Source organism: Alishewanella aestuarii B11, from assembly GCF_000280055.1.
GTDB classification, from domain to species: domain Bacteria; phylum Pseudomonadota; class Gammaproteobacteria; order Enterobacterales; family Alteromonadaceae; genus Alishewanella; species Alishewanella aestuarii.
The window spans coordinates 105,429-130,349 of the sequence record NZ_ALAB01000028.1; the positions used below are offsets into that span (position 1 = coordinate 105,429).

Consider the following 24,921-nt stretch of genomic DNA (forward strand, 5'->3'; position numbering starts at 1 on the left):
ACGACAACGTGCTACACTGCCGGGGCCGTTGTTAAAAAGTCAAGAAGTCCTGTCTATGGCCCGTAAAACCAAAGCTGAAGCCGAAGCCACCCGCGAACTGATTCTGGATGCGGCTGAACAGTTGTTTTTTCAGCATGGCGTATCCCGTACCACGCTGGAAAAAATTGCCGCCGCTGCCGGCGTCACCCGCGGTGCTATTTACTGGCATTTTGAGAATAAGTCAGCACTGTTCAGCGCCATGCTGGAGCGGATCCGGCTGCCCTTTCAGCAAATGCTCGGCCAGCTCGATATGCTGCAGCAGGGCGATCCGCTGGCACAACTGCGCGATTTTCTGATCCGGTCGTTAACGTTGATCAGCAGCAGTGAACGGCACTTCCGGGTCTTATCGATCGTATTCTTACGCTGTGAATATATTGATGAGCTAAATCCGGCGGTGTCGCGCCAGGAGGAGCTGGATAAAACAGCCAATGCCATTATCAGCCGCGCCTTACAACGTGCCCGGAGTGCCGGCATGTTGCAAGCCGATGTCGATCCGGATCTGGCGGCCTGTGCCATTCATGCCTATCTGGGTGGTCTGATCCGTAAATATCTGCTGAAACCCGATTTCTGCGATCTGAAGCAGGCTGCGGCCTTTATCGATCTGATGCTAAACGGCATAAAAAAGCCAGTCTGAAAGCTGGGAATCCTTCCCGCTAAACAGACTGGCAAAGGTACAAACCTTTAAGTCGTGACACGCTTTACGCGAGACGCGGCTTAGCCGCAAAGAAGCGCATCACCACGTAGTAAAATATCGGCACCAGAAACACCGCCAACACAGTCGCAGAGATCATGCCGCCGAGTACACCGGTACCAATCGCATTGCGACTGGCAGAGCCGGCGCCACTACTGATCACCAACGGCAGTACCCCTAATGAGAACGCCATTGACGTCATAATAATGGGCCTTAAGCGTAAGCGGACAGCTTCGATAATGGCGGCTTTTAGTTCACGGCCCTGTTGCTGCAGCTCGCGGGCAAACTCGACAATCAGAATGGCGTTTTTCGAGGCCAGCCCCATAGTGGTTAATAACCCGACCTGAAAATAGACATCATTGCCCAGACCACGCAAATAGGCGGCACAGAGCGCGCCGAAAATCCCCAGCGGTACCACTAAGATCACGGCAAAAGGCACCGACCAACTCTCATACAGCGCCGCCAGACAGAGGAAGACCACCAGGATCGACAGTGCATATAAGGCCGGTGCCTGCGAGCCAGACAGCTTTTCCTGATACGAGGTTGCAGTCCATTCAAAGTCGATACCGGCCGGTAATTGCCGCACCAGTTGCGCCATGGTCGCCATCGCATCGCCTGAGCTGACGCCAGGCGCCGGCTCCCCCTGAATTTCCATGGCGCTGACCCCGTTATAGCGTTCCAGACGCTGCGGACCATACTCCCAACGGCTGCTGGCAAAGGAGCTAAAGTTCACCATCTGGCCCTGCTTATTGCGGACATACCATTTGTTCAGATCTTCCGGCGTCATCCGGAATTCCGGCTCAGCCTGTACATAGACCTTTTTCACCCGGCCGCGGTCGACGAAATCATTGATATAGGCCGAGCCCCAGCCAATGGCCAACGTTTGGTTAATTTCGCTTAGCGATACACCCAACGCCTGAGCTTTTAGCTGATCCACGTCAATTTGTAACTGGGCCGCATCTTCCATACCATTTGGCCGCACCTGCATTAACGTCGGCTCTTTTGCCGCCATGCCCAATAACTGATTACGGGCATTAAGCAGCGCTTCATGGCCAAGGCCACCGCGGTCCTGTAAATACAGATTAAAACCGGTCGCCCGTCCTAACTCTGAGATCGGTGGTAAGTTAAAGGCAAACACCTGCGCCTCTTTAATGGTGCTGAAAAAACCATAGGCTCGCCCTATTACGGCCTGCACACTATCTTCCGGCCCACGTTCAGACCAGTCTTTTAACCGTACGAAGGCTAAACCAACGTTCTGCCCCCGGCCGGCGAAACTAAAGCCGCTGACGGTAAACGCAGAAATAACGGCCGGATCCTGCTGATAGTGTTGGCTGATTTTATCCATTACCGCCTCGGTGCGCTCCAGACTGGCACCTGTTGGTAACTGCACTATGCTAAGAAAAATGCCCTGATCTTCTTCCGGCAAAAAGGAGGTCGGCAAGCGTACAAACATTACCGCCATAATGGCCACTATGGCGCCATATACCAGCATCGAGCGGCCGGGCCGCTGTAACATGCCGGCCACGCCGCGCTGATAGCCTTTGTTACTGCGTTCAAAGTTGCGGTTAAACCAACCGAAGAACCCCTTATTGGGCGGTAAGTGGCCAGCTTTGAGCATGGTGGCGCACAGCGCCGGGGTAAAGATCAACGCTACCAGTACCGACAGCGCCATCGCCGTAACGATAGTAATCGAGAACTGCTTATAGATAGCGCCGGTGGCGCCACCAAAGAACGCCATCGGCACAAAGACTGCCGACAATACCAGACCAATGCCAATCAACGCGCCGGTGATCTGCCCCATCGATTTACGGGTTGCTTCCTCCGGTGGCAGGCCTTCTTCAGTCATTACCCGCTCAACGTTTTCCACCACCACGATTGCATCATCAACCAGCAAGCCGATGGCCAACACCATACCAAACATGGTCAGGGTATTAATCGAAAAGCCAAAGGCGGCCATCACGCCAAAGGTGCCGAGTAACACCACCGGCACTGCCAGGGTTGGGATCAGGGTCGCGCGGAAATTCTGCAGGAACAGGTACATCACCAAAAACACCAGAATCACTGCTTCAATCAGCGTTTGCACCACTGAGGTAATGGAAATTTCGACAAAGGGTGTGGTGTCATACGGAATTTCGGTGACCAGGCCAGCCGGAAAGTAAGGTTTTAACTCTTCCAACCGCTGCCGCACTGCTGCTGCCGTATCCAGAGCATTAGCGCCGGTGGCCAGCTCAATCGCAATGCCGGTGGCTTCCTGACCATTAAAGCGGCCCATAACGGCGTAGTTCTCGCCACCCAGCTCAACCCGGGCCACATCAGCCAGTTTCACGGTAGAGCCATCAGCATTCACCCGCAGCAGAATATCGGCAAATTCTTCGGCTGAGGTTAAGCGGGTTTGCGCCAGTATTGGGGCATTAAACTGCTGGCCAGCTAAAGCCGGTGCGCCGCCTAACTGGCCGGCAGTGACCTGATTATTTTGCACCCTCACCGCCGCTGTAACATCAGCCGGTGTCAGATTAAACTGGTTTAACTTAGCGGCATCCAGCCAGATCCGCATCGCATACTGACTACCAAATACTGTGACATTACCGACGCCGGGGGTACGGCTGAGCGGATCCCGTACGTTAGCGACCACATAGTCAGCAATATCATCGCGGTTCAGACTACCATCGGCCGAGATAAAGGCCACCACCATCAAAAAAGCGCCGTTGGACTTGGCTACCCGCACCCCTTGTTGCTGCACTTCCTGCGGCAATAATGGAATGGCCTGCTGTAGCTTGTTCTGTACCTGGACCTGCGCAATATCGGCGTTAGTGCCAGTTTCAAAAGTCAGGGTTAAACTGATATTACCGGACGAATCACTTTGCGCCGACATATACATCAGGTTATCCAGGCCGGTCATCGCCTGCTCGATCACCTGAGTTACTGCATCTTCCGCGGTTTGCGCTGAGGCGCCCGGATAGCTGGCGGAAATGGTTACCGCCGGTGGCGCGATCCGAGGATACTGCTCTACCGGCAGCTGCATTATCGATAAGGCACCACCCAGCATAATTACAATGGCGATAACCCAGGCAAAGATCGGCCGGCTGATAAAGAAATTTGCCATTGGTTACTCCTGCACCACTACCGCTTTCACCTGAGCACCCGGCTGTACTTTTTGTAAGCCGGCGACAATCACCTGCTCACCGGCGGCCAGCCCTTCCTGCACGACCCAGTAATGCTGATAACTGCGACCGAGGGTAACTTGTCGGGCTTCAACCTGTTGCTGATTATTCACCACTAATACCTGAGTTGCGCCCTTAGGCAAACGCTTTACTGCCGCTTGCGGTACCAGTACCGCATTCGTCTGTCCGGCCTGTGCCAGACTGGCGCGGACAAACATGCCGGGTAATAGCAGCCCATCCGGATTGGGGAATACTGCCCTTAAGGTCACCATACCGGTGCTGGGGTCGACACTGGCTTCGGAGAACTGCAATTCGCCCTGTGCCGGATATTGACTACCATCTTCCAGCTCCAGGCTTACGCTGACAATCTGCTGCCCGTCATGCTGAATTTGTCGCCGCAATTGCAGCATTTCACTACTTGATTGCGTTAAATCAACGTAGATAGGCTCAAGTTGTCGGATAGTAGCTAATACTTCGCTCTGATTTGCAGTTAACAGCGCGCCCTCGGTGACCAGCGAGCGGCCAATTTGACCGGCAATAGGCGCAGTAATGCGGGTGTAGTTCAGGTTAATCTGTGCCACCTGCCGCTGCGCTGTTGCGGCTTGCACTTCGGCCGCAGCTTGCAATAAGGTGGCGCGCGCATCATCGACATCCTGCTGACTGACCACTTGCGAAGCGAGCAGCCCCTGTAACCGTTTCAGACGCTGCTCAGCATTGGTTGCGGCTGCCTGCGCCCGGCTTAAATTGGCCTCTGCGGTGGCAAGTGCCGCCTGATAAGGCGCCGGATCAATCTGATATAACAGTTCACCGGCAGCCACCTGCTGGCCTTCAGTAAAATGCCGTTTTTGCAGGATACCGCTGACCTGCGGCCGGATTTCTGCCTGTCGGAAGTCGGTGGTACGGCCGGGTAATTCCGTAACTTGAGTTAATGACTGCGATTGAACCTGATAGACCCCGACCTCCGGTAACCCGGGAGCGGCTAACGCTTGCGGAGCCGGTTCACTGCAACCAGTTAACAGGCCAATTAGGATCACGAAAACGCTGCTATTGCGCAGAATAACTTGAAATTGCCGCATGCTTGCCCTTGCAGATGGAAGAATTAATCAATGGTAGGTTTTACCTGCCCTAGTTTACCCAACAATATACATACAGGTTTGTATGTTTTCAAGCGCAGAAAATCCGTGCTGCGTTTAATGGCGTTAAGTGCGGGATAAAGTGTAGCAGCGAGTCTGTTGACCCGCTGTACGATCTTAGGCCAATGAACTGACTAAGCGGCGTTGCTCCACCAATCCCATGCTAATGACAAAGGGAGAGTCTGCCTGCTGCGCCTGACTAAAATCGGCTTTGCTTTGCCAGTTGTGCCAGTTAATCGCAATCAGACTTTGTGCGACGGCGCCACCAAGGCTACTGCCAGGGCCCAGTAAGATCAGGTGATCCGGCGCAAACTCTTTTACTGCTACCTCAATAGCCTTGCTAAAGTGATAGGTCTGACAGACCTGATCGCCAAGGGTATAGGCTTTTAGTGCCGCGGCCTGGGCTAAACCGGCCGGCCAAATCTGACCGCGGCCATCAATCAGCGGGATTTGCGGCGGGTGAAACAGTGGCTCGGCAAAGCGACTCATCGCCTGATCTGAGGCCGGTTGCATCAGTGGACTATGAAAGGCGGCATGGCCGGGTAACAATAGCGGAAAACGCTCATCACAGGGCGGCAGGGCCTGCATCGCGGCTTGTACCGCCTGCTGCGTTCCCGCCAGCACCGCGTAACCGCCATACACTATCGACATAAAGAGCGCGCCCTGATGTTGCCATAGCTGCTCTGCTACGGCGCGTTGTTTTGCGGCATCGGGCTGCCAGTCGCTATTAACCAGCGGATAGATAAACTGCGCCCCGGCCGCCTCCGCCGTCAGCTGCGCCATACCGGTGACCAGCTGCATCTGACTGTCGCCCTGCCAGACACCAGCACAGCCGAGCGCAGTATACCAACCCATCGAATTGCCGGTTACCGCCACGATCTCCAGCTGTTCGCGATCAATGGCCGCAAAATCAGCGATACCACAGCTATAAATCAACGCTGCTGCATTCTCGGCTTTTAAATGCTCGCGACTACTAAAGGCCGGCGCCTGATCCAGCGCCGTTACCGTGCTTAACCCGAGCTGCTCCCGCACCGCATCAAATTGCTTAAGCCAGCGACTGTCGGCGGCGACCTGCTTGAGATAGCCCAGCTCAGTGCGGTTATAGCTGCCACGACCGGGGCAAACAACGACGGCGGTTTTTTTACCACTCATACTAACACCTCCGCAGTCAGTAACTGCTGCATGGCACTGCTGATTTGCGCTTTCGATGGCAGCACCTGATAGGCGGCTGCCCCCAGTGGAATAAAGCTATCTTCAGCGGTAATACGCTGGATCTGATACAACCCGAGCCGCGCTTCATGTAGCAGTGTAAACAGCTCTTCGCTCAGTGAACCGCGACGGCGGCATTCATCCACCAGCAGAATTTTGCGACAAGGGCCCAGCGCCTGAATAATGGCGTCGATATGCAGCGGCACCAGACAGCGCAGGTCAAGTAAGCGGATGTCCGCTGCCTGCTGCGGTAATTCCGCTAACGCCTGGCGACTTAAGTAATAACCATTGGCATAGCTAATTACCGCCAGCTGCTCCCCCTCACCATACACGCCCGGCTCGCCGAGCGCAGGCAACGGCTGATCTGGCTCTGGGTATTGGCAAAGCCATAAGCCATCGCCTGGGTGTAACAGATCCCGCGTCATATAGAGCGCGATCGGCTCAAGCAGGATCACCAACCGCTTTTGCTGGTAGGCCAGCTGAACCGCCTGGCGCAGCAGCAGCACCGCATCAGCGCCGTTAGACGGACAGAGCAGAATAATGCCCGGAATGTCGCGAAACACCGCAAAGGAATTATCATTGTGAAAGTGACCACCAAAGCCGCGCTGATAGGCCAGACCCGCTATGCGGATCACCATCGCATTATGGTACTGGCCATTGGAGAAAAACGGCAGCGTTGCCGCTTCGCCACGGATCTGATCCTCGGCATTATGCACATAGGCCAGAAACTGAATTTCCGGAATAGGCAAAAAGCCCTGCTGCGCCAAGCCAATCGCCAGCCCAAGAATACTTTGCTCATCGAGCAGGGTATTAATCACCCTGTTGGCGCCAAAAGCATGGACCAAATGCTGCGATACGCCATAAACACCGCCTTTTTTGCCGACATCTTCGCCAAATAGCAGAGTTTGTGGATATTGCGCAAAGAGATCGTGCAGCGCCCAGTTTAACAGCTTGGCTAAATGCTGGCCTTTACCCAGGTTATGCTGGTCAAAGGCAAATAACGCCTGTCGCACAGCTGGCAGCGGCAACGGCGGTGTCGGTAAAGCGGGATAATTCGGCGCAATCGAGGCCATCACGGCGGCAGCGCTGGTTAGTTTGGGCCGGCTACTGGCCACGGCAGCAACGCGGGCAATTTGCGCCGCCAACTGCTGCACACTTTGTAACAACGCGGCCTGCGATAAGATACCACGACTGAGTAGCATACCGCTGCTGGCTAATAACGGGTCCTGCTCCAGCTCGGTTTCAATTTGCTGTTTGCTGCGATAGGCCACTTCTGCATCGGCGCCGGCGTGACCAAATAAGCGTACCGTCGATAGATGCAGCAGTGCCGGTGCGCGTTTGCTGCGGACATAGTGTGCGGCCGCCTTGGCGACGCGCAGTGTTTCGGCTAAATCACTGCCATCAGCAGCAAAGTAGCGCAGCTCTGGCCGCTCAGCCAGGCTTTGCTCGATCCAGCCTTGCGGTGTCGGGGTGGAAATCCCTAGGCCATTGTCTTCACAGACCAGCAAAATCGGCAGCGGCACATGCTGATAGGCCGCCCAACAGGCTGAGTTAATGGCGCCCTGTGCCGTCGAGTGGTTGGCCGAAGCATCACCAAAGCTACAGACCACTATGGCATCTTCCGGCCAGTTACCGGGCTGGCCAAGCCGCTTACTAAGATCAATGGCAAAAGCAGTTCCGACCGCTTTTGGTAATTGCGAAGCAATGGTACTGGTTTGCGGCGGAATATTCAGTGCCAGGCTACCCAGCACTTTATGCCGGCCGCCTGAGATCGGATCTTCACTGGAAGCGCAGAACGACAACAACATATCGTACAGCGGCGTGCTACCGGGTAACTGCTTGCTACGCTCAATAAAAAAGGCGCCGCTGCGGTAATGTAAAAATGCCGGATCGCTCAGGCGCAGCGCAGCGGCCACCGCAGCATTAGCCTCATGGCCAGCACTGCCAATGGTATAAAAACTTTGGCCCTTGGCCTGCAGTAAGCGTGACTGTAAATCCAGTAACCGGCTACAAAGCTGACTGTGCCACAGCCGGTACAGATCGCTATCGCTCAGGCTGTCCGGCCAGTGTGGTGTGGGTAAGGCGCCTTGTTCGATGCGCGCCAAAAACCCCTGCAACCAGGGGTGCAAGGCTTCGGTCATGCTGGCCTCCGGCTTAGCTAAAGGCTTGCAAGCCGGTCTGGGCCCGGCCCAGGATCAGCGCATGCACATCATGGGTACCTTCGTAGGTATTCACCGCTTCCAGGTTCATCACATGGCGAATAACATGGTATTCATCGGCAATACCATTACCGCCGTGCATATCGCGGGCGATACGGGCAATCTCCAGTGCTTTGCCACAGGAATTACGTTTAATCAGCGAAATGGTCTCGGGTGGCAGCAAACCGGCATCCATTAAACGGCCGGCCTGTAAGCAGGCCAGTAAGCCAATGCTAATCTCGGTTTGCATATCGGCCAGTTTCTTTTGTACCAGTTGGGTTTGCGCCAGCGGCCGGCCAAACTGGATCCGATCCAGCGTATATTGCCGCGCCGCATGCCAGCAGAACTCGGCCGCACCCAGTGCGCCCCAGGCAATGCCGTAACGGGCTTTATTCAGACAGCCAAAGGGGCCTTTCAGGCCACTGACATTAGGTAGTAAGGCATCTTCCGGCACGGCGACATTATCCATCACAATTTCACCGGTAATGGAGGCGCGCAATGAGAACTTGCCTTCAATTTTTGGTGCCGACAAACCGGCCATGCCTTTTTCCAGCACAAAGCCGCGAATTTCACCGTCCAGCTTAGCCCAAACCACAAACACATCGGCGATCGGGCTATTGGTGATCCACATCTTGCTGCCGTTAAGCAGATAACCGCCGTCAATCCGTTTGGCGGTAGTGCGCATACTGGCCGGATCGGAGCCGGCATCCGGTTCGGTTAAACCAAAGCAGCCTACCCACTCACCGCTCGCCAGCTTGGGCAGATATTTCAGTCGCTGTGCTTCGGTGCCGTATTCATGAATGGGATGCATCACCAGCGAGGATTGCACACTCATGGCGCTGCGATAACCGCTATCAACCCGCTCCACTTCGCGCGCGACCAGACCATAGCTAACGTAGTTAACCGCTGAGCAGCCATATTTTTCCGGCAAGGTCGCGCCAAGCAAGCCGAGTTCGCCGAGCTCATTCATAATTTCACGGTGAAAATGTTCTTCGCGGTTGGCCATTAACACCCGGGTTTGTAAGCGTTCCTGACAATACTGATGGGCGGTATCACGGATCAGCCGCTCCTCTTCGGTTAACAGTTGGGAGAATTGAAACGGATCTTGCCAATCAAATTGTGGACGCGCCATCTTACACCTCATTATGTCATGGGAAACGCCTGACATTCGCTGTAATAACCGACAGTTAACGCCAAAACGTCTTACTCTGTTGCTCACTCTACTGCGGCCTGATATAAAGTTAAAATATATTAATTCTGTATATGCTATAGCTTTTAACTATGGATATTCGCCAACTCAAATACTTTGTCGCAGTCTATGAACAGCGCAGTATCAGCGCCGCAGCGCGCCAATGCTGTGTCGCCCAACCCTCGTTATCGGCGGCCCTGTTGCAGTTAGAGCAGGAGCTGGGAGTAAGTTTATTTCTGCGCCTGCCCAAAGGGGTTACCCCAACGGAGGAAGGCGATAAGCTGTATGGCCATGCCGGAAAGTTACTGGCACAGCTGGCCTCGCTAAAAGCCTCGTTTCAGGCCCCGGCCGCCAAGGTACGCTTTCGCCTCGGTTTAATTCGCGCCTTAGGCGTCGAGCGGATGAGTGCGCTGCTGCGTGAATTTAGCCAGCAGGTACCGGGGCTGGAGCTGCACCTGGTCGAGCCGGATGCGCCTTGCGACGCGCGGATTATTACCCCGGCGCAGCAACAAGGTGGTGAAGTATTACAACCGATCTGGCGGGACCGCTATTTATTGGCATTGCCACCGGCCTGGCCGCTCAGCCTGCAATCGCAGCTGACGCTGGACGATTTTCAGGAACTGCCACTGATTAAACGCACGCCCTGTGATGCCTGGGATTTACTGTACCCGCAGCTAAGCCGGCGCAATATTCAGCCGGCTCTGCGCGCCGATATTCAAACCATAGAATATGCCTTGGGCCTGGTATCGGCCGGGGTGGGCTGTGCACTGGTACCGGATTTTGACAACTTACTAGAGCGTAGTGATGTGGCGTTAAAACCCATTGCTGGCCTGCAGCTGGAGCGCACCATTGCCCTGGCCTATCGCAGTGACAACGCCCATCCGGCCTTGCCGGTACTGCAGCAGCTTTGTAGCCAGAGTAGTGCGCTTTAACACTACACTTAGAAAGTTATCAGGATTTAGGCTTAGGATCTTGGAGCTCAGGATTTTACTGCCAGCGGCTTTAACCAACGCTCAGCAAACTCTTCTGCCGTTACCGGTTTACCAAAATGGTAGCCCTGCGCGCGGGCACAGCCGAGCTGCAACAGATAGGCCGCCTGCTCTGCCGTTTCCACCCCTTCGGCAATGGTTAGCATATCCAGGCTTTTTGCCATCGCCAGAATGGTTTTAACCACCATATTATGATGGTGATCACCGGGGATATTATTGATAAAGGCGCGGTCAATCTTTAGCGTAGAGGCGCGAAAACGGGTCAGATAAGCCAGCGAAGAATAGCCGGTGCCAAAATCATCAATGGCCCAGCTGAAACCCATGGCTTCTAACTCGGCCATTTGTCGCAGTGACTGCTCCGGATTACGCATAATCAACGATTCGGTGACTTCCAGTTCTATCTGAGTAGGTGTAATACCACTACTGCAAGTCGCAAAATCACTGACCAGTTGTTCATTATCCAATTGCCGGGCCGAAACGTTAACTGATAGGCGTCCGGGGAAACGATAACCTCTTTGCTGCCATAAATTCAGTTGCCGGCAGGCGGTTTGCATGACCCAGTTTCCCAGCTCCGGCATCAGGCCGCGCTCTTCCGCCAGCGGAATAAAGGTATCCGGCCGCACCCAACCCCATTCCTCATCATACCAGCGACACAGCGCCTCGGCGCCGGAAAGCTGACAACTGGCTAAATCGATCTGCGGCTGATAGTGCAAACTGAGTTTGCCACTGCGTAGCGCCAGCATAAAGCGCTCCAGCACGATTTGCCGCTGACTCAGTGCCTGGCTCATCGACGGCTCGAATACTTTCAGCCCACCACCACTGCTCTTCGCCTCGGCCAGCGCAATGCTGGCAAACCGCAGCAATTCCGGACCATTTAATTCATCGCTGGCAACCAGGGCACAACCCAAATTTACATGCAGCGCAAAATCCTTACCGGCACAATGAAAGGGCCACATAAACAGCTTTTGCACCTGCCGGCATAATTGCTCCAGCTCCCGCACAGAATACACCGGGCTTAATAAAGCAAACTGATCGGCAGAGTAACGCGCCAGATAACAGTTCTCCGGTAAATCCTGACGCAGACGGCTGGCAACTGCAGCGAGAAGTTCATCACCGACTTTAAAACTAAACAGGTCATTCAGTTCTTTAAAGCGGCTGATATCGATTAACGCTAGTCCCAGCGCCGCTGTCGAGACATCAGCTTTCGGCCAGTTTTGTAGTTTTTCCAGCAAATGCGCCCGGTTAGGCAGTTGGGTGACGCTATCACGATAGGTCAGTTTACGGATAAAGCGCTCACTTTGGGTGCGCTCGAGCTCGGCACCCACTTGGGCTGCAGCAATCCGCAGTACTTCACGGCCAACATCTGGCATTTGCAGTGGTTTGGTCGCCATAATGCTCAGAATACCCAGCTTCTGACCACTGGTGTTTAAAATCGGCATACCAAGATAGCTTTCGACCTTCAGGTCAACCAGCATTGAGTCGTCCGGGAATACCTGGCAGACGCCTTGCTCATAAACACAAGGCTCGCGCTCCGACACAGTTTCGCAAGGCGTGCCTTGCAGCGGGTAGGTGATATTATCGAGCAGTTGGCCCTGGCCCCACAGCACTATGGTGCGGGCTTCGGTTGAGGTCGCTGAGGCTTCAGCAATCAGGCAGTATTCAACGTCAAGAATTTCGGCCAATCGCTGTACCAAGGTGGCTAAGAAATCCGGATAGCCGCTCTGCGTTAACACATCGGCTAATTGCCGGAAAATTTCCTCGGTACTAAAGCGTGCTTGCATGGTTTGGCTAACTGCTGCCTGTTGATTACCACATATTAGACATCGCACTACACCAATGCAAGCACAGTGTTAACTGACTATTTCGATGCAATCAATCGGGCAAACTTCAATACAGGTCGGTTTGTCGTAAAACCCAACGCACTCGGTGCAGCGCGATGGTTCCACCTGATAATGCAACGGCCCCATGCTAATGGCCTCGTTTGGACATTCTGGCACGCACATGTCGCAATTGATGCAACTTACCTCGATAACGGCCGTCATCTTAGACAATCTCGGTCGCTAAATCGGCCGCTTTTGGGCTAACAACCGGCAATTGTTTTAACAACATAGCATGCTGCAAGACCACCTGCGCCGGTAACTTTACCTTAAGCTGATAACAGGCACCAGGCGCCAGCAGCAGATCCTGATCCTGCTGATTACGCAATGCTTCAAGCTGGAACGGCTGATTACCCCGTGGCGTCATTAAAATCAGCTGATCACCAACCGCAAACTGGTTTTTCACCTCCAGTAACGCAAAGCCTTCACTATCCTGCTCGCCAATAAATTCGCCAACCAGTAACTGCTCACCGACACTGTGACTGGTAGCATAATTTTGCGTCTCCTGTGGCTTATGGCGACGTAAAAAGCCCTCAGTAAAACCACGGTTAGCCATACCTTCCAATTCACTTAACAGCTTGCTATCAAAAGCCTTGCCGGCCACCGCATCATCAATCGCCTTGCGATACACCTGCGCAGTACGGGCAACATAATAAGGTGACTTGGTGCGGCCTTCGATTTTTAACGAATGTATCCCCATCGCGGTTAACGCCGGCACATGCTCAACTGCCCGTAAGTCTTTCGAGTTCAGAATATAGGTACCATGCAGATCTTCGTCGATGGCCATCAGTTCACCCGGCCGCCCCTGCTCTTCCAGCAGCGCCGGAGTACTGATCGGTTTAAACTGCCCGACCTCATCTTCTACAGCGGCATGCACCTGATAGGGCCAGCGGCAGGAGTTAGTGCAGGTGCCCTGATTCGGATCCCGTTTATTAATATAACCCGATAATAAACACCGACCGGAATAGGCCATGCAGAGCGCGCCATGCACAAAGACTTCCAGCTCCATCTCTGGCACTTCGCGGCGGATTTCAGCAATTTCTTCCACCGCTAACTCGCGTGACAGAATCACCCGCTGCACGCCCTGCGTTTGCCAGAATTTAACTGCTGCCCAGTTAACGGTATTGGCCTGCACCGACAGATGTAACGGCTGCTCTGGGAAATGCTGGCGTAGCAAAAAAATTACGCCGGGATCTGAGACAATCAATGCATCGGGCTTTAAGGCCACTACCGGCTGCATATCACGGACAAAGGTGGTCAACTTGCTATTGTGCGGCGCGATATTTACCACCACATAAAAGCGCTTACCCAAGGCATGGGCTTCGTTGATCCCGGTTTCCAGCGCTGCTAAATCAAACTCATTATTGCGTACCCGCAAGCTGTAACGTGGCTGGCCGGCATAAACGGCATCGGCACCATAGGCAAAGGCCAGCCGCATTGCTTTTAAACTGCCGGCGGGTGATAAGAGTTCAGGTTTAAACATCAATAGGGTCTCAGTCAGGATCAGGGCGCCGATTTTAACCGGCTATTTTCACCTTGCATTGATCCAGCGCAAGCTTCACCAGCTGACTAAATCACTCTTTCTTCATATACTGGTCAGTCCAATCTCTGTGTTCACTTCTTAAGCAGCCTTGTTCCAGATCAATAACCCTTAAACTGATACTTTTATACTACCGCCATCTTACTGCTACATTGAGCAATCTATGTCTGAGCTGTTATTAGGTACTGAAAATACCGACGCCGAGCCGACCATCGCTGAGCTGATTAAAAAGCCCTTGCTAACCTGCCCGCCACAAACCAGCCTGCAACAAGCGGCAAAGCTGATGCGCAGCCATGGCGTCAGCTGTATTTTGGTAGAAGAGCAAGGTCAGATCACTGGCATCTGGTCCGAAGCTGACACCCGGAAACTAGACTTTGCCGGCAGCAAACCGTCAGAGATCAAGGTTGGCTCAGTGATGTCATCACCGGTGATCAGTGCCAGTGGTTTGACCCGGGTTAGCGGTGCAGCCAGTTTAATGCTGAATCATAATATCCGCCGCTTGCTGGTAGTGGACCCACAACAACGGCCGATAGGGTTACTGACGCAAAGCGATATTATCCGCCAGCAAAAAATTGAATTTTATCTGCGCTTTCGGGACGTTGGCAGCTGTGTTGACAAGGCACCGCTGCATTTGGCTGCCGCCTTGCCTTTGGCTGAAGCAGTGGCGGAAATGCGCCATCACCGCGCTGACGCCGCCATTATTTGCTTTGGCGCTGATGATTACGGGTTGGTCACTGAACGCGATTTGGTGCGTTTACTGGCAGAGAACTGTGACGTGTCATCAATAGGCGAGCTGGCCAGCCGACCACTACTAACGGTAGCGCCGGAATTGACGCTGCTGCAAGCGGTAGAACAGTTAACCGAGCATGGCATTCGTCATCTTGGCGTCACCAAAGATGACAATATTTGTGGTTTACTGTCTTTTAGTGCCATTCTGCGCAATGTTGAATATGCCTATATTGAACAGCTAAAAACGGAGCTACGCGATCGCGATAACGCACTACGTACTTCGGCCGACTATTTACGGCTGGCACATAAAGTGATTGATGCGTCGATGGACGGCATTATGATCACCGATCAGCATGGCTTTATTCAGTCGGTGAATCCCAGCTTTACTAAGCTGACCGGCTACAGCAAGGAAGAGGCAATGGGTCAAACCCCACGCTTGCTCAGCTCCGGTTTGCATACTACCGATTTTTACCGCCGCATGTGGCAGACTCTGCTCGAGCAAGGCCACTGGCAAGGTGAAATCTGGAATAAGCGTAAAAATGGCGAGCTTTATCCACAGTGGCTCAGCATTACGGCCATTCGCGCCGAAGATGGCCAGATTACGCAATATGCGTCAATTTTTAGCGATATTACCGAGCGCAAACAGCAGGAAGAAAAAATTCACCAACTGGCCTATATGGATGAGCTTACCGGCTTGGCGAACCGGCGGATGTTTTTCGATCGGCTACAACTGGCACTGGCCAATGCCCATCGCCATCAACACACGCTGGCGGTGATGTTTCTCGATTTAGATTTATTTAAACGGATTAACGATACGCTGGGGCATCTGGCCGGCGATCAGGCATTAAAAGAAGTAGCAAGGCGCTTACAGGCCACGGTGCGCGAAGGAGAATCGGTGGCGCGTATTGGTGGTGATGAATTTACTATTTTGATCCCGGAAGTCAGTTGTGTGAAATCGCTGGAGCGGCTGGCACAGCGACTGATTTCGCAGTTTGAACGGCCGGTGCAGTTGCTGGAACAAGAGTTTTTCTTAACCACCAGTATTGGCATCAGCGTTTATCCGAAAGATGGTCATAATGCCGAGCTGTTAGTCAAACATGCTGATGTTGCCATGTATCAGGCAAAAAGTGCCGGCCGTAATCAGTTTAGTTTTTATCAGGCCAGTAGCGGCTTACAAAATGAAGAAGAACTAAAACTGGAGCAAGCCCTGCGCCTGGCACTGCGTCAGCAACTGCTACAGGTCTATTATCAGCCCAAATTTGCGTTACAGAGTGGCGATATTATCGGCCTGGAAGCGCTGGTGCGCTGGCAGGATGCGGAGCTGGGGATGATTTCACCAGCGCTGTTTATTCCACTGGCGGAAAAACTTGGGCTCATTCACCAATTGGGCGAACAGGTATTACGTCAGGTTTGCCATCAACTGAGGCGCTGGGGTGAACGGGCGCTGCCGGTGGCAGTCAATATTTCTGCATTACAGCTGGCGGAAATCGATTTTCTGCCACGGCTACGGGCGATTTTGCAGCAAACTGATATCGATGCTTCCCTGCTGGAGCTGGAGCTAACCGAAAGCTGTTTAATCCCGGAGCACGCGGACTATACCCTGGGAGTACTGACGGAGCTGAAAGCGCTGGGTTTACGTTTATCAATTGACGACTTTGGTACCGGTTACTCTTCGTTATCTTATCTGCGTCGCCTGCCATTAGATGCATTAAAAATTGATCGCAGCTTTATCCGCGATTTACCGCAAAGTGAGAGTGATAGTCAGATCACCTTAGCCATTATCGCCATGGCCAAGGCACTGGGCTTAGAAGTGATAGCCGAGGGTATCGAACAACAGGCGCAACGTGATTTTCTGCTGGCGGCCGGCTGCGACACAGGTCAGGGTTTTCTGGTTTCGCCGGCGGTGCCGGCTGCGGAGCTAACGCTATTCTCGGCAAAGCGTAACACTACGGCTGAATACTGACCGCCTACCCCCTAAGGGGTAGCCAAACGCTCCTTCATGGCAATAACAAAAGCTGCTTCACTACTTTAAGCTTACTACACAACGCCGAAGCTACCGGCTCTAACCCTGCCTGCAGGTATGAACGGTGTGCCGTGGTAATAATACCACCGGGTGTGGCGGGAAACGGCCTCACTTCCCAACCTGGAAAGGTGTCATTAGTATGCTTATTGATGCGTATCAGCGCCGTTTTACCTATTTACGGCTCTCCGTTACCGAAAGTTGTAACTTTCGCTGCACTTACTGCCTACCCGACGGCACCGATTGCGACTCCCGGGCCGGCGAGCTGACGCTGCCGGAAATCCGCCGCCTGGTCACTGCCTTTGCCCGCCTCGGCACCCGCAAAGTGCGGATCACCGGTGGTGAACCTTCACTCCGTAAAGACCTAACAAAAATTATCGCCACCTGTAAGGCCGTACCCGGTATCGAAAAAGTGGCACTGACGACAAATGGCTACCGCTTAAAGCGTGATGTCGCTGCCTGGCAAGCTGCAGGGTTGGATGCAGTTAATGTCAGTATCGATAGCCTGGACGCGGCAACCTTTCATCTGGTCACAGGCCAGGACAAACTGGCCGACATTCTGGCCGGTGTCGCCGCAGCCAAAGCCGTTGGCATTCAGCAAGTCAAAATCAATACGGTGCTGTTAAAGCAGCATAATGCGTTGGCGTTGCCGGATTTTCTTAGCTTTGTAAAACAGCAGGACGTGTCGCTGCGCTTTATCGAGCTGATGCGCACCAATGACAACCTCAACTTCTATCAGCGACAGCATTTAAGCGGCGCCAGCATTCAGCAGCAGTTGGAAACCCAAGGCTGGCAGTTACTGCCAAAAGGCCTGAGTGATGGCCCGGCGCTGGAATATGCTCATCCGCACTATCAGGGCCGCATCGGCCTGATTATGCCCTACAGCAAAGATTTCTGTGCCGATTGCAATCGCCTGCGGGTGTCCAGCAAAGGCCAGTTATATCTGTGCCTGTTTACCGACAGCTATCAGGATCTACGCAGCTTACTGCAAAGTGAGCACAGTGCGCCCCTGGAGCGCTTTCTGCAGCAAGCAGTAGCCGGTAAAGCCGAGAGCCATCAACTGCAACAGCAGCACAGTGGCAGCACCCGGCATTTAGCGCAAATTGGCGGCTAACACGCGTTTTTGACACTAGACTAGCGGAGTAACTGATGTCATTTAGCGCACTGATTTTAGCCGGCGGTCAATCCCGTCGGATGGGACAGGATAAAGCCGAGCTGCGCCTGGGTAAGCTAAGCTTGCTGCAACATATGCAGCAACTGGCGCAGCAAGCCGGCGCCAGCCAGATTCTGCTTAGCCGCAATCAGCCCGGCACCACTTATATTCAGGATCTCCGGCCTGGTCAGGGACCGCTGGCCGGTATCGCTGCCGCCCTGCCTTACTGTACGGAGCCGGTGTTGCTGGTACTGCCGATTGATTTACCGCTGCTTAACGCCAGCAGCCTGCAACTATTAATGCCCGGCGAAAACGAACAAGCGGTTTGCTTTCGCGATTGGCCGCTGCCACTGGCGCTGCGCCCCGACCCCAAGCTGGCACTCCTGATCGAACAGCAGCTGGATGCCGGTGAACGCTCAGTTAAAGCCCTGCTGGCAAAACTGCGCTGCACAGTACGTCCGGCGCCCGCGGCTGAACTATTTAATACCAATACCCCGGCAGAGTGGCAGCAGTGCCTGAGCACACTGCAGCAGGCTGCCGTTTTGGAGGAACCATGTCATGACTAAAATTGCCCGGCAATTTTATCCGCTCCAACTGGCGGTATTGACCGTCTCCGACAGCCGTACAGCGGAAAATGACAGCAGCGGCGATCTGCTGTGTCAGCTGTTAACTCAAGCCGGTCATCAACTGGTAGAGCGTGCGGTACTGCCTAATAACCTCTATCAGCTGCGCGCCTTGCTAAGCCGCTGGATCGCCAGTACCGAGGTGCAGGTTGTCCTGATCAATGGTGGTACCGGCTATGCCGCCGATAATTGCACCGTTGCTGCTGTCACACCGTTATTGGATCAAAGGGTGCCGGGCTTTGGCGAGCTGTTTCGGCAATTATCCTGGCAACAACTCGGCTCAGCGGCGATGCAATCCGGTGCTTTGGCTGGGCTGGCCAATGGCACCTTAGTGTTTGCAATGCCGGGCTCAGGCTCCGCCTGCACCCTGGCGATGCAACAACTGATTTTGCCACAGCTGGATGGCCATACCGGCCCCTGTAATTTTATTCCACACCTGAAAAATAGTCCGGCCAGCGGCTGTACTACTGCGGAGACCGGCGCATGAATACCCTAACCCATCTCGATCAACAAGGTGCGGCGGCGATGGTTGATATTAGCACTAAAGCCGACAGCCAACGCCTGGCACGCGCCGGCGCTCTGGTGCAAACCCGCCCCGAGGTAATCCGACTGATTGAACAGGCACTGCTAAAAAAAGGCGATGTGCTGGCCACTGCGCGCATTGCCGGCATTATGGCGGCAAAAAAAACCAGCGACCTGATCCCGCTCTGTCATCCGCTGCTGTTAAGCAAAGTCAGTGTCGATTTTCAGCTGGATGCGGCCGCCGGTCAGATCCGTATCGAAGCCTGCTGTCAGCTTAGCGGCAGTACCGGTGTCGAGATGGAAGCCCTGACCGCGGCCAGTGTCGCCGCCCTGACCATTTACGATATGTGTAAAGCGGTAGATAAAGCTATGACCATTAGTGATATTCGTTTGTTGGAGAAAACCGGCGGTAAATCCGGCCATTATAAGTATCAGTCAGCATGGGAGCCTAGCGATGCTTAAGATCTTATTTTTTGCGGCCCTGCGGGAGCGCTTAGGCTGTGCCAGTACCAACCTGGATCTGCAGGGGCAAGTGCTGACCGCGCGTGACGTCCTAAACCAGCTCGCCAGCCAGTCAACGCAATGGCAACCCCATCTGGCTGACACCGACCTGCTATGCGCGGTTAATCAGCATCTGGTACCCCTGTCTCATCCGGTGACGGCGGGTGATGAACTGGCGTTTTTCCCACCGGTGACCGGAGGTTAAGATGTCCCTGAGGATAGTGGTGCAACAGCCGGATTTTGCGGTGGCCAGCGAATATGAACGCTTACGGCAAGATGCCCGCTGCGGCGCCGTCGTCACTTTTACGGGTCTGGTACGGGAGTTGGCAGAGGCAGAGCTGCTAAGCATGACACTGGAACATTATCCGGGCATGACCGAGCAGGCATTAACCCAGATCGCAACAGCGGCGCAGCAGCGCTGGCAACTGGGCGCGGTTACTATTATTCATCGGGTCGGTACCCTGTTACCGAACGAGCAAATCGTGTTTGTCGGCGTCGCCAGTGCGCATCGGGCCGCCGGCTTTGCGGCTGGCGAATTTATCATGGATTACCTGAAAAACCGCGCACCGTTCTGGAAAAAAGAACACACGTCCAGCGGCGAATACTGGGTTGCAGCGAAAGTCAGCGATCAAGCCGCATTAAAGCGCTGGCAATAAGCTGTATGCTAAAACAATGACGAGGGCAAACTGATGCAGCTGATGTTCCGCTTTATCCTAACCCTGCTCTGCTGGATATGGGCAACCCCTGTCAGCGCGGCAGAGCAGCCAACTACTGAACCACTGCGTATCGCCGTGGCGGCTAACTTTCACGGTACCCTGCAACAACTGATTAGCCGCTATCAGCAACAACAGTCACAGACCTTTTTACTCAGCGCCGGCTCCTCCGGCGCGCTCTACACCCAAATCCGGCAGGATGCGCCCTTTCATCTGTTTTTTTCAGCAGATAGTGAGCGGCCGGCAAGCCTGGAACAGGCCGGGCTCACCCGGTCCGGCTCACGTTTTACTTATGCCGAAGGCGTGCTGGTACTCTGGTCTGCCGATCCGACACTGATCGATGCCAGGGCCAGTATACTGTTTAGTCAGCACTTCCGGCATCTGAGCATGGCAGAACCACGCCACGCGCCCTATGGTCTGGCGGCACAACAAGTGCTGACTGCACTGGAACTGTGGCAACCGCTGGCACAACAACAAAAATTGGTGCGGGCCCAGTCGATTGCCCAAGCCTATGGTCAGATTGCCTCTGGTGCCGCAGCGTTGGGGTTTGTCGCGCTGGCACAGCTTAAAGACAGTGCCGGTCAAATCAGCGGCTCTTATTGGTTGCCGCCGGCAGAACTATACCAACCGATAACCCAACAAGCGGTGATCCTGAACCGTGCAGCAGCCGATCCACAACTGTTGGCCGCCGCCGAACACTTTGTTACCTGGCTACAAAGCGTTGAAGCCGTTGCCATTATCGAAGCTGCCGGCTACCGTGTTACTAATACGGCACACTAACGCTACGGGGAGTAACCAATGCTATCAGCCGATGATCTGAGTGCTTTATGGGTTACCTTTAAACTGGCCCTGATCAGCACCGGCCTGCTGTTAGCGCTCTGTATGCCGCTGGCCTGGTGGCTGGCGCACACCCGCTGGCGGGGTCGCAGCATCATTGAAGCGATGATTATGCTGCCGCTAGTGCTGCCACCGACAGTATTGGGCTTTTATCTGTTGCTGCTGCTTGGCCCCCATGGCTGGGTTGGCGGCAGCCTGCAAGCCATGGGCTTTAACCATCTGGCTTTTACGTTCAGCGGGTTGGTCATCGGGTCGATGATCTATTCACTGCCATTTGTGATGCAGCCGCTGACAGCAGCATTTCAGGCGGCCGGTGGCCGGATGCTGGAAGTGGCCGCCACCTTAAGAGCATCTCCGCTGGATCGCTTTCTGTACGTGGTATTGCCGTTATCGCGAAGGGGGTTTCTCACCGCTGCCGTGTTATCCTTTGCCCATTCCCTGGGCGAATTTGGCGTCATTATTATGATTGGCGGTAATATTCCGGGACAGACTCAGGTTGCTTCTATTGCCATTTACAACCATGTTGAGGCGATGGACTACGCCGCCGCCCATACTCTGGCTGCCATTCTGGTGGCATTGTCCTTTGCTTTGCTGCTGCTGGTATACGGGCTTAACCGTAAATTTAAAGTGGTGAGTATCGCATGAGTATTGAAGCCAGGCTGCAACTGCAACAGGGCAATTTTGAACTGGACGTGACGCTTGATCTGCCCGGCAGCGGTGTGAGTGCGCTGTTTGGCCGTTCCGGCTCCGGCAAAACGACTATTCTGCGATGTCTGGCCGGGCTGGAACGGCATGCCGGCATCGATCTGCGGGTCAATGGAGAAATCTGGCAAAGTCAGCAACACTTTGTGCCGGTACATCAGCGCCCGCTGGGTTATGTCTTTCAGGAAGCCAGTTTATTTCCGCATCTGATGGTCGCTAAAAATCTTGAGTTTGGCTATCGCCGCCTGCCCCCCGCCCAGCGCAAGGTCGCACTGGACGAAACCATCAGCCTGATGGGGCTGGAAACACTGCTCGCACGCTACCCGCAACAACTGTCAGGCGGACAACGGCAACGGGTAGCGATGGCGCGTGCCCTGCTAACCAGCCCACGCTTACTGCTGATGGATGAACCGATGGCGGCTCTGGATCAGCGCAGCAAAGCGGAAATTCTGCCTTATCTGGAACGTCTGCACCAGCATCTGGCTATTCCAATCATTTATGTCAGCCACGCCATCCATGAAGTCTGCCGGCTGGCCGATTATCTGGTGTTACTGGAACAAGGCAAGGTTCAGGCGCAGGGGCCATTGCAACAACTGCTGACCCAACCCGACTTACCACTGGCGCAGGATGCCGATGCCGCCTCGATGCTACTTGCCACCGTATTGCAGCATACCGCTGATGAAATGAGTGAATTACAGCTGCCTGATGGCCAGCGGCTCCTGATTTCACGCTTGCAACTGGCCGAGGGCCAAAATGTCCGTACCCGGATCCTGGCCCGTGACGTGGCAATCAGTCTGGTACAACCGCAATTTTCCAGCGTGAATAATTGCTTAAGGGTAGAACTGGAACAGATTGAGGCCGATCCTCATCCGGGGCATCAACTGTTGTTACTGCGTTTGGCCGGACAACCCTTATTGGCCAGGTTAAGCCGCCGCTCCGTCAGTCGCTTGCAATTACAACCCGGCCAACAGCTGTTTGCCCAAATTAAAGCGGTGGCGCTGGATTAAGCACTATTGCAGCAGCTTCCCAAAAGGCTGAATAGTCACCATTTCGCCGCTGGCGATACTGCCACTCTGTTGCGGCAGCACGATATAGCAATTGGCATTGGCGATGGAGCTAAGCATACCTGAGCTTTGGCTGCCCAAGGTTTTTACAAACAGCCCCTCGGCAGTGGCCCAATAGTAACCACGCTGATAATCCGCGCGACCTGGCTGTTTTTTTAAGGTCACAGTCGTCACTGCTGTGAGTTGGTTAGCTGGCGAGACCGTAGCACCGGCCAGCTTTAGCAGCACCGGCTGAACCAGTTGATCCAGCGTCACCACCGCTGCCACCGGATTACCGGGCAAACCAAAAAACCAACAGTTTTCCAATTTACCAAAGGCAAAAGGTTTACCGGGTTTAATCGCCACTTTCCAGAAATTCACCTGGCCCAGTTCAGACAGAATTTGCCGCGTATAGTCGGCATCGCCAACCGAGACGCCGGCACTGGTAATCAGCGCATCCGCCTCCCGCATTGCCCGTTGAAAGGCCTGGCGGATCGCCTCTGGCTGATCCGGCAATAAGCCCAGATCCAACACCTCGACCCCAAGGCGTTGCAGCATGGCGCGCAATACTACCCGGTTGCTGTCATAGATATGACCTTGAGGTAACGGCTGTCCCGGTAACACCAGTTCATCACCGGTGGAGAAGATGGCAATCTTAAGCTTACGCCTGACCGCCACATCTGCAATACCCAGCGACGCCAATAAGCCTAATTGTGGCGCCGTTAACCGGCAACCGGCACTGAGCACCTGCTGCCCATTTTTCAGATCTTCGCCAGCTTTGCGCACATTTTCACCCACTTTCGGCACAAAATCTGCGATAACTTTGCCATCTTGCAGCCGTACCTGCTCCTGCATAATGACCGTATCGGCACCCGCTGGCATTACAGCACCGGTCATAATCCGCACGCAGCTTTGTGGCGCTAACGCAGCAGTAAAGGCATGGCCGGCCAGTGCCGAACCTTGCAGTGTTAACGCTTGCCCGGCTTTAACCTCAGCCGCCCGCACCGCATAACCATCCATCGCTGAGTTGTCGTAGCCCGGCACGTCAAAACTGGCCAGCACCGGCTCTGCCAATACCCGGTCCAGCGCCTGCGCCAGTGGCACCTGCTCAGTCTCACTGACGGCGCTGACCTGTGCCAACATCTGCGCCAGGGCATCCGCCACTGGCAGCAAAGCCCCTGCTGTCATAACTTGCCGCCCTGCTGATTGACCATCCACACTGCCGCTTCCACCCGGGAGCGCAAACCGAGCTTTTTCAGCAGATGTTTAACATGTACCTTTACGGTACCATCAGAGATATTCAGTTCGCGGGCAATTACTTTATTGCTCATACCTTTGGCAATTAAATGCAAAATTTCATATTCGCGGTTGGTTAAACTGTTCAGCTCAGCCGGCGTTTTTGCCTGTGGCCGGCGCAAGGCAGTGGCCAGCACCTGGGTAATGGCTTCACTTAGCACCATCTTGCCTTCCAGTGCCTTTTTGATTTGATCCAGTAGCACTTCCGGATCGGTATCTTTTAATAAATAGCCATCGGCGCCATTACTGATGGCTTTGACAATATCTTCATCGGCATCTGATACCGTCAGCATCACAATGCGTGACGTCACGCCCTCATCGCGCATCCGCTTCAGGGTTTCCAGCCCATCCATACCTTGCATATTCAGATCAAGAATAATCAGGTCCGGATCCAGTTCTGCCGCCAGTTTAATTGCATCCTGACCATTACTGGCTTCCGCTATGACTTCTAACTCGTCTTCCAACGCCAGTAGCTGCTTTAAGCCTTTGCGTAATAATGGATGATCATCAACCAGCATCACGCTGGATTTTTGCTCTGACATAACCTGCTCCTGACTGCCTGTCTCGTGGCTTTACCCATATTAGCTTAGATCTATGCTACGGATACTTTGATATAAATCATGTTCGCCGCCGCTACCTATTTTGGCCGCCGGAGATCTGCGGGCAGGCAACGCAACACTAAGCAGCATTATCTTATTGAAAATATTTGATAATTGCAGCCCTAATCCTTGCAACTACCACTTTAGTGATACCTCG

General features: G+C 54.1%; 22 protein-coding genes and 1 riboswitch. Of the genes, 12 read left to right on the plus strand and 10 right to left on the minus strand.

The annotated features are described in order from the left end of the window. The first annotated feature begins 55 nt into the window (after positions 1–55). Positions 56–673 carry a TetR family transcriptional regulator gene (locus AEST_RS12045; protein WP_008609358.1) on the plus strand — a complete coding sequence of 206 codons (618 nt, stop codon included), beginning with the start codon at positions 56–58 and terminating at the stop codon, positions 671–673. Between the two features lie 64 nt (positions 674–737). Here the strand turns inward: AEST_RS12045 and AEST_RS12050 are convergent, their stop codons facing one another. The 5 genes from AEST_RS12050 to AEST_RS12070 form a co-directional block, all read right to left on the minus strand. Further along, complete coding sequence (locus AEST_RS12050) at positions 738–3,833, minus strand: efflux RND transporter permease subunit (protein WP_008609359.1); 3,096 nt, start codon at positions 3,831–3,833, stop codon at positions 738–740. 3 nt (positions 3,834–3,836) lie between these two features. Next, entirely contained in the window at positions 3,837–4,967 is a 1,131-nt protein-coding gene (locus tag AEST_RS12055) for an efflux RND transporter periplasmic adaptor subunit (RefSeq protein ID WP_008609360.1), read from the minus strand. Positions 4,968–5,141: 174 nt separating this feature from the next. Further along, positions 5,142–6,176 carry a malonyl CoA-ACP transacylase gene (locus AEST_RS12060; protein ID WP_008609361.1) on the minus strand — a complete coding sequence of 345 codons (1,035 nt, stop codon included), beginning with the start codon at positions 6,174–6,176 and terminating at the stop codon, positions 5,142–5,144. Beyond that, positions 6,173–8,374, minus strand: a complete 2,202-nt coding sequence (locus tag AEST_RS12065; RefSeq protein WP_008609362.1) for a thiamine pyrophosphate-dependent enzyme — start codon at positions 8,372–8,374, stop codon at positions 6,173–6,175. Before AEST_RS12065 ends, AEST_RS12060 begins: the two co-directional genes overlap by 4 nt. A gap of 13 nt (positions 8,375–8,387) precedes the next feature. Then, a complete protein-coding gene (locus tag AEST_RS12070; RefSeq protein WP_008609363.1) occupies positions 8,388–9,563 on the minus strand; it encodes an acyl-CoA dehydrogenase in 1,176 nt (391 codons plus the stop codon). 149 nt (positions 9,564–9,712) lie between these two features. Here AEST_RS12070 and AEST_RS12075 point away from each other — a divergent pair, with 149 nt between their 5' ends. Then, positions 9,713–10,552 carry a LysR family transcriptional regulator gene (locus AEST_RS12075; protein WP_008609366.1) on the plus strand — a complete coding sequence of 280 codons (840 nt, stop codon included), beginning with the start codon at positions 9,713–9,715 and terminating at the stop codon, positions 10,550–10,552. A gap of 47 nt (positions 10,553–10,599) precedes the next feature. Here AEST_RS12075 and AEST_RS12080 read toward each other — a convergent pair whose 3' ends face one another. The 3 genes from AEST_RS12080 to trhP form a co-directional block, all read right to left on the minus strand. Further along, positions 10,600–12,390 (minus strand): sensor domain-containing phosphodiesterase, encoded by a 1,791-nt coding sequence (locus AEST_RS12080; protein WP_008609367.1) that lies wholly within the window; start codon positions 12,388–12,390, stop codon positions 10,600–10,602. A 69-nt stretch (positions 12,391–12,459) separates the two neighbouring features. Next, the gene (locus AEST_RS17075) at positions 12,460–12,651 is read right to left on the minus strand and encodes a YfhL family 4Fe-4S dicluster ferredoxin (protein WP_083216207.1); all 192 of its coding nucleotides are present in this window, start codon (positions 12,649–12,651) and stop codon (positions 12,460–12,462) included. Between the two features lies 1 nt (position 12,652). After that, positions 12,653–13,969, minus strand: coding sequence for a prephenate-dependent tRNA uridine(34) hydroxylase TrhP (gene trhP / locus AEST_RS12085; protein ID WP_008609368.1), 1,317 nt, complete (start codon positions 13,967–13,969; stop codon positions 12,653–12,655). 220 nt (positions 13,970–14,189) lie between these two features. Between trhP and AEST_RS17525 the strand changes: the two genes are divergently transcribed. The 10 genes from AEST_RS17525 (at position 14,190) to modC (ending at position 22,833) form a co-directional block, all read left to right on the plus strand. After that, positions 14,190–16,718: an EAL domain-containing protein gene (locus AEST_RS17525; protein WP_008609369.1), complete on the plus strand. Its 2,529-nt coding sequence runs from the start codon at positions 14,190–14,192 to the stop codon at positions 16,716–16,718. Between the two features lie 70 nt (positions 16,719–16,788). Then, positions 16,789–16,925, plus strand: a riboswitch (molybdenum cofactor riboswitch). Further along, the gene (gene moaA, locus AEST_RS12095; protein WP_008609372.1) at positions 16,918–17,889 is read left to right on the plus strand and encodes a GTP 3',8-cyclase MoaA; all 972 of its coding nucleotides are present in this window, start codon (positions 16,918–16,920) and stop codon (positions 17,887–17,889) included. It overlaps the preceding riboswitch by 8 nt. Positions 17,890–17,924: 35 nt before the next feature. Then, positions 17,925–18,494 carry a molybdenum cofactor guanylyltransferase gene (gene mobA / locus AEST_RS12100; protein ID WP_008609373.1) on the plus strand — a complete coding sequence of 190 codons (570 nt, stop codon included), beginning with the start codon at positions 17,925–17,927 and terminating at the stop codon, positions 18,492–18,494. Beyond that, on the plus strand, positions 18,487–19,038 hold the full coding sequence (locus tag AEST_RS12105) for a molybdenum cofactor synthesis domain-containing protein (RefSeq protein WP_008609374.1): 552 nt from the start codon (positions 18,487–18,489) through the stop codon (positions 19,036–19,038). The genes mobA and AEST_RS12105 overlap by 8 nt, the downstream gene beginning before the upstream one ends. Continuing rightward, on the plus strand, positions 19,035–19,535 hold the full coding sequence (moaC, locus tag AEST_RS12110) for a cyclic pyranopterin monophosphate synthase MoaC (RefSeq protein WP_008609375.1): 501 nt from the start codon (positions 19,035–19,037) through the stop codon (positions 19,533–19,535). The genes AEST_RS12105 and moaC overlap by 4 nt, the downstream gene beginning before the upstream one ends. Beyond that, positions 19,528–19,779 (plus strand): MoaD/ThiS family protein, encoded by a 252-nt coding sequence (locus tag AEST_RS12115; RefSeq protein WP_008609376.1) that lies wholly within the window; start codon positions 19,528–19,530, stop codon positions 19,777–19,779. The genes moaC and AEST_RS12115 overlap by 8 nt, the downstream gene beginning before the upstream one ends. 1 nt (position 19,780) lies before the next feature. Beyond that, the gene (moaE, locus tag AEST_RS12120; RefSeq protein WP_008609377.1) at positions 19,781–20,230 is read left to right on the plus strand and encodes a molybdopterin synthase catalytic subunit MoaE; all 450 of its coding nucleotides are present in this window, start codon (positions 19,781–19,783) and stop codon (positions 20,228–20,230) included. Positions 20,231–20,263: 33 nt separating this feature from the next. Continuing rightward, on the plus strand, positions 20,264–21,067 hold the full coding sequence (gene modA / locus AEST_RS12125) for a molybdate ABC transporter substrate-binding protein (RefSeq protein WP_008609378.1): 804 nt from the start codon (positions 20,264–20,266) through the stop codon (positions 21,065–21,067). Positions 21,068–21,085: 18 nt separating this feature from the next. After that, complete coding sequence (gene modB / locus AEST_RS12130) at positions 21,086–21,769, plus strand: molybdate ABC transporter permease subunit (RefSeq protein WP_008609379.1); 684 nt, start codon at positions 21,086–21,088, stop codon at positions 21,767–21,769. Then, complete coding sequence (modC, locus tag AEST_RS12135; RefSeq protein ID WP_008609380.1) at positions 21,766–22,833, plus strand: molybdenum ABC transporter ATP-binding protein; 1,068 nt, start codon at positions 21,766–21,768, stop codon at positions 22,831–22,833. Before modB ends, modC begins: the two co-directional genes overlap by 4 nt. A 3-nt stretch (positions 22,834–22,836) precedes the next feature. Here modC and moeA read toward each other — a convergent pair whose 3' ends face one another. Both moeA and narL read right to left on the minus strand, forming a co-directional pair. Beyond that, positions 22,837–24,057 carry a molybdopterin molybdotransferase MoeA gene (gene moeA, locus AEST_RS12140; RefSeq protein ID WP_008609381.1) on the minus strand — a complete coding sequence of 407 codons (1,221 nt, stop codon included), beginning with the start codon at positions 24,055–24,057 and terminating at the stop codon, positions 22,837–22,839. Further along, entirely contained in the window at positions 24,054–24,707 is a 654-nt protein-coding gene (gene narL, locus AEST_RS12145) for a two-component system response regulator NarL (RefSeq protein ID WP_008609382.1), read from the minus strand. Before narL ends, moeA begins: the two co-directional genes overlap by 4 nt. Positions 24,708–24,921 lie beyond the last annotated feature (214 nt).

Excerpts from the sequence above, each read along its gene's own strand:
- AEST_RS12075 (WP_008609366.1), top strand. The coding sequence starts at position 9,713 with ATGGATATTCGCCAACTCAAATACTTTGTCGCAGTCTATGAACAGCGC.
- modA (WP_008609378.1), top strand. The coding sequence starts at position 20,264 with ATGCAGCTGATGTTCCGCTTTATCCTAACCCTGCTCTGCTGGATATGG.
- AEST_RS12105 (WP_008609374.1), top strand. The coding sequence starts at position 18,487 with ATGACTAAAATTGCCCGGCAATTTTATCCGCTCCAACTGGCGGTATTG.
- AEST_RS12115 (WP_008609376.1), top strand. The coding sequence starts at position 19,528 with ATGCTTAAGATCTTATTTTTTGCGGCCCTGCGGGAGCGCTTAGGCTGT.
- AEST_RS17075 (WP_083216207.1), bottom strand. The coding sequence starts at position 12,651 with ATGACGGCCGTTATCGAGGTAAGTTGCATCAATTGCGACATGTGCGTG.
- moaC (WP_008609375.1), top strand. The coding sequence starts at position 19,035 with ATGAATACCCTAACCCATCTCGATCAACAAGGTGCGGCGGCGATGGTT.
- AEST_RS12070 (WP_008609363.1), bottom strand. The coding sequence starts at position 9,563 with ATGGCGCGTCCACAATTTGATTGGCAAGATCCGTTTCAATTCTCCCAA.
- modB (WP_008609379.1), top strand. The coding sequence starts at position 21,086 with ATGCTATCAGCCGATGATCTGAGTGCTTTATGGGTTACCTTTAAACTG.
- moaE (WP_008609377.1), top strand. The coding sequence starts at position 19,781 with ATGTCCCTGAGGATAGTGGTGCAACAGCCGGATTTTGCGGTGGCCAGC.
- AEST_RS17525 (WP_008609369.1), top strand. The coding sequence starts at position 14,190 with ATGTCTGAGCTGTTATTAGGTACTGAAAATACCGACGCCGAGCCGACC.
- AEST_RS12055 (WP_008609360.1), bottom strand. The coding sequence starts at position 4,967 with ATGCGGCAATTTCAAGTTATTCTGCGCAATAGCAGCGTTTTCGTGATC.
- AEST_RS12045 (WP_008609358.1), top strand. The coding sequence starts at position 56 with ATGGCCCGTAAAACCAAAGCTGAAGCCGAAGCCACCCGCGAACTGATT.
- narL (WP_008609382.1), bottom strand. The coding sequence starts at position 24,707 with ATGTCAGAGCAAAAATCCAGCGTGATGCTGGTTGATGATCATCCATTA.
- moeA (WP_008609381.1), bottom strand. The coding sequence starts at position 24,057 with ATGACAGCAGGGGCTTTGCTGCCAGTGGCGGATGCCCTGGCGCAGATG.
- trhP (WP_008609368.1), bottom strand. The coding sequence starts at position 13,969 with ATGTTTAAACCTGAACTCTTATCACCCGCCGGCAGTTTAAAAGCAATG.
- moaA (WP_008609372.1), top strand. The coding sequence starts at position 16,918 with ATGCTTATTGATGCGTATCAGCGCCGTTTTACCTATTTACGGCTCTCC.
- AEST_RS12060 (WP_008609361.1), bottom strand. The coding sequence starts at position 6,176 with ATGAGTGGTAAAAAAACCGCCGTCGTTGTTTGCCCCGGTCGTGGCAGC.
- AEST_RS12065 (WP_008609362.1), bottom strand. The coding sequence starts at position 8,374 with ATGACCGAAGCCTTGCACCCCTGGTTGCAGGGGTTTTTGGCGCGCATC.
- AEST_RS12050 (WP_008609359.1), bottom strand. The coding sequence starts at position 3,833 with ATGGCAAATTTCTTTATCAGCCGGCCGATCTTTGCCTGGGTTATCGCC.
- AEST_RS12080 (WP_008609367.1), bottom strand. The coding sequence starts at position 12,390 with ATGCAAGCACGCTTTAGTACCGAGGAAATTTTCCGGCAATTAGCCGAT.
- modC (WP_008609380.1), top strand. The coding sequence starts at position 21,766 with ATGAGTATTGAAGCCAGGCTGCAACTGCAACAGGGCAATTTTGAACTG.
- mobA (WP_008609373.1), top strand. The coding sequence starts at position 17,925 with ATGTCATTTAGCGCACTGATTTTAGCCGGCGGTCAATCCCGTCGGATG.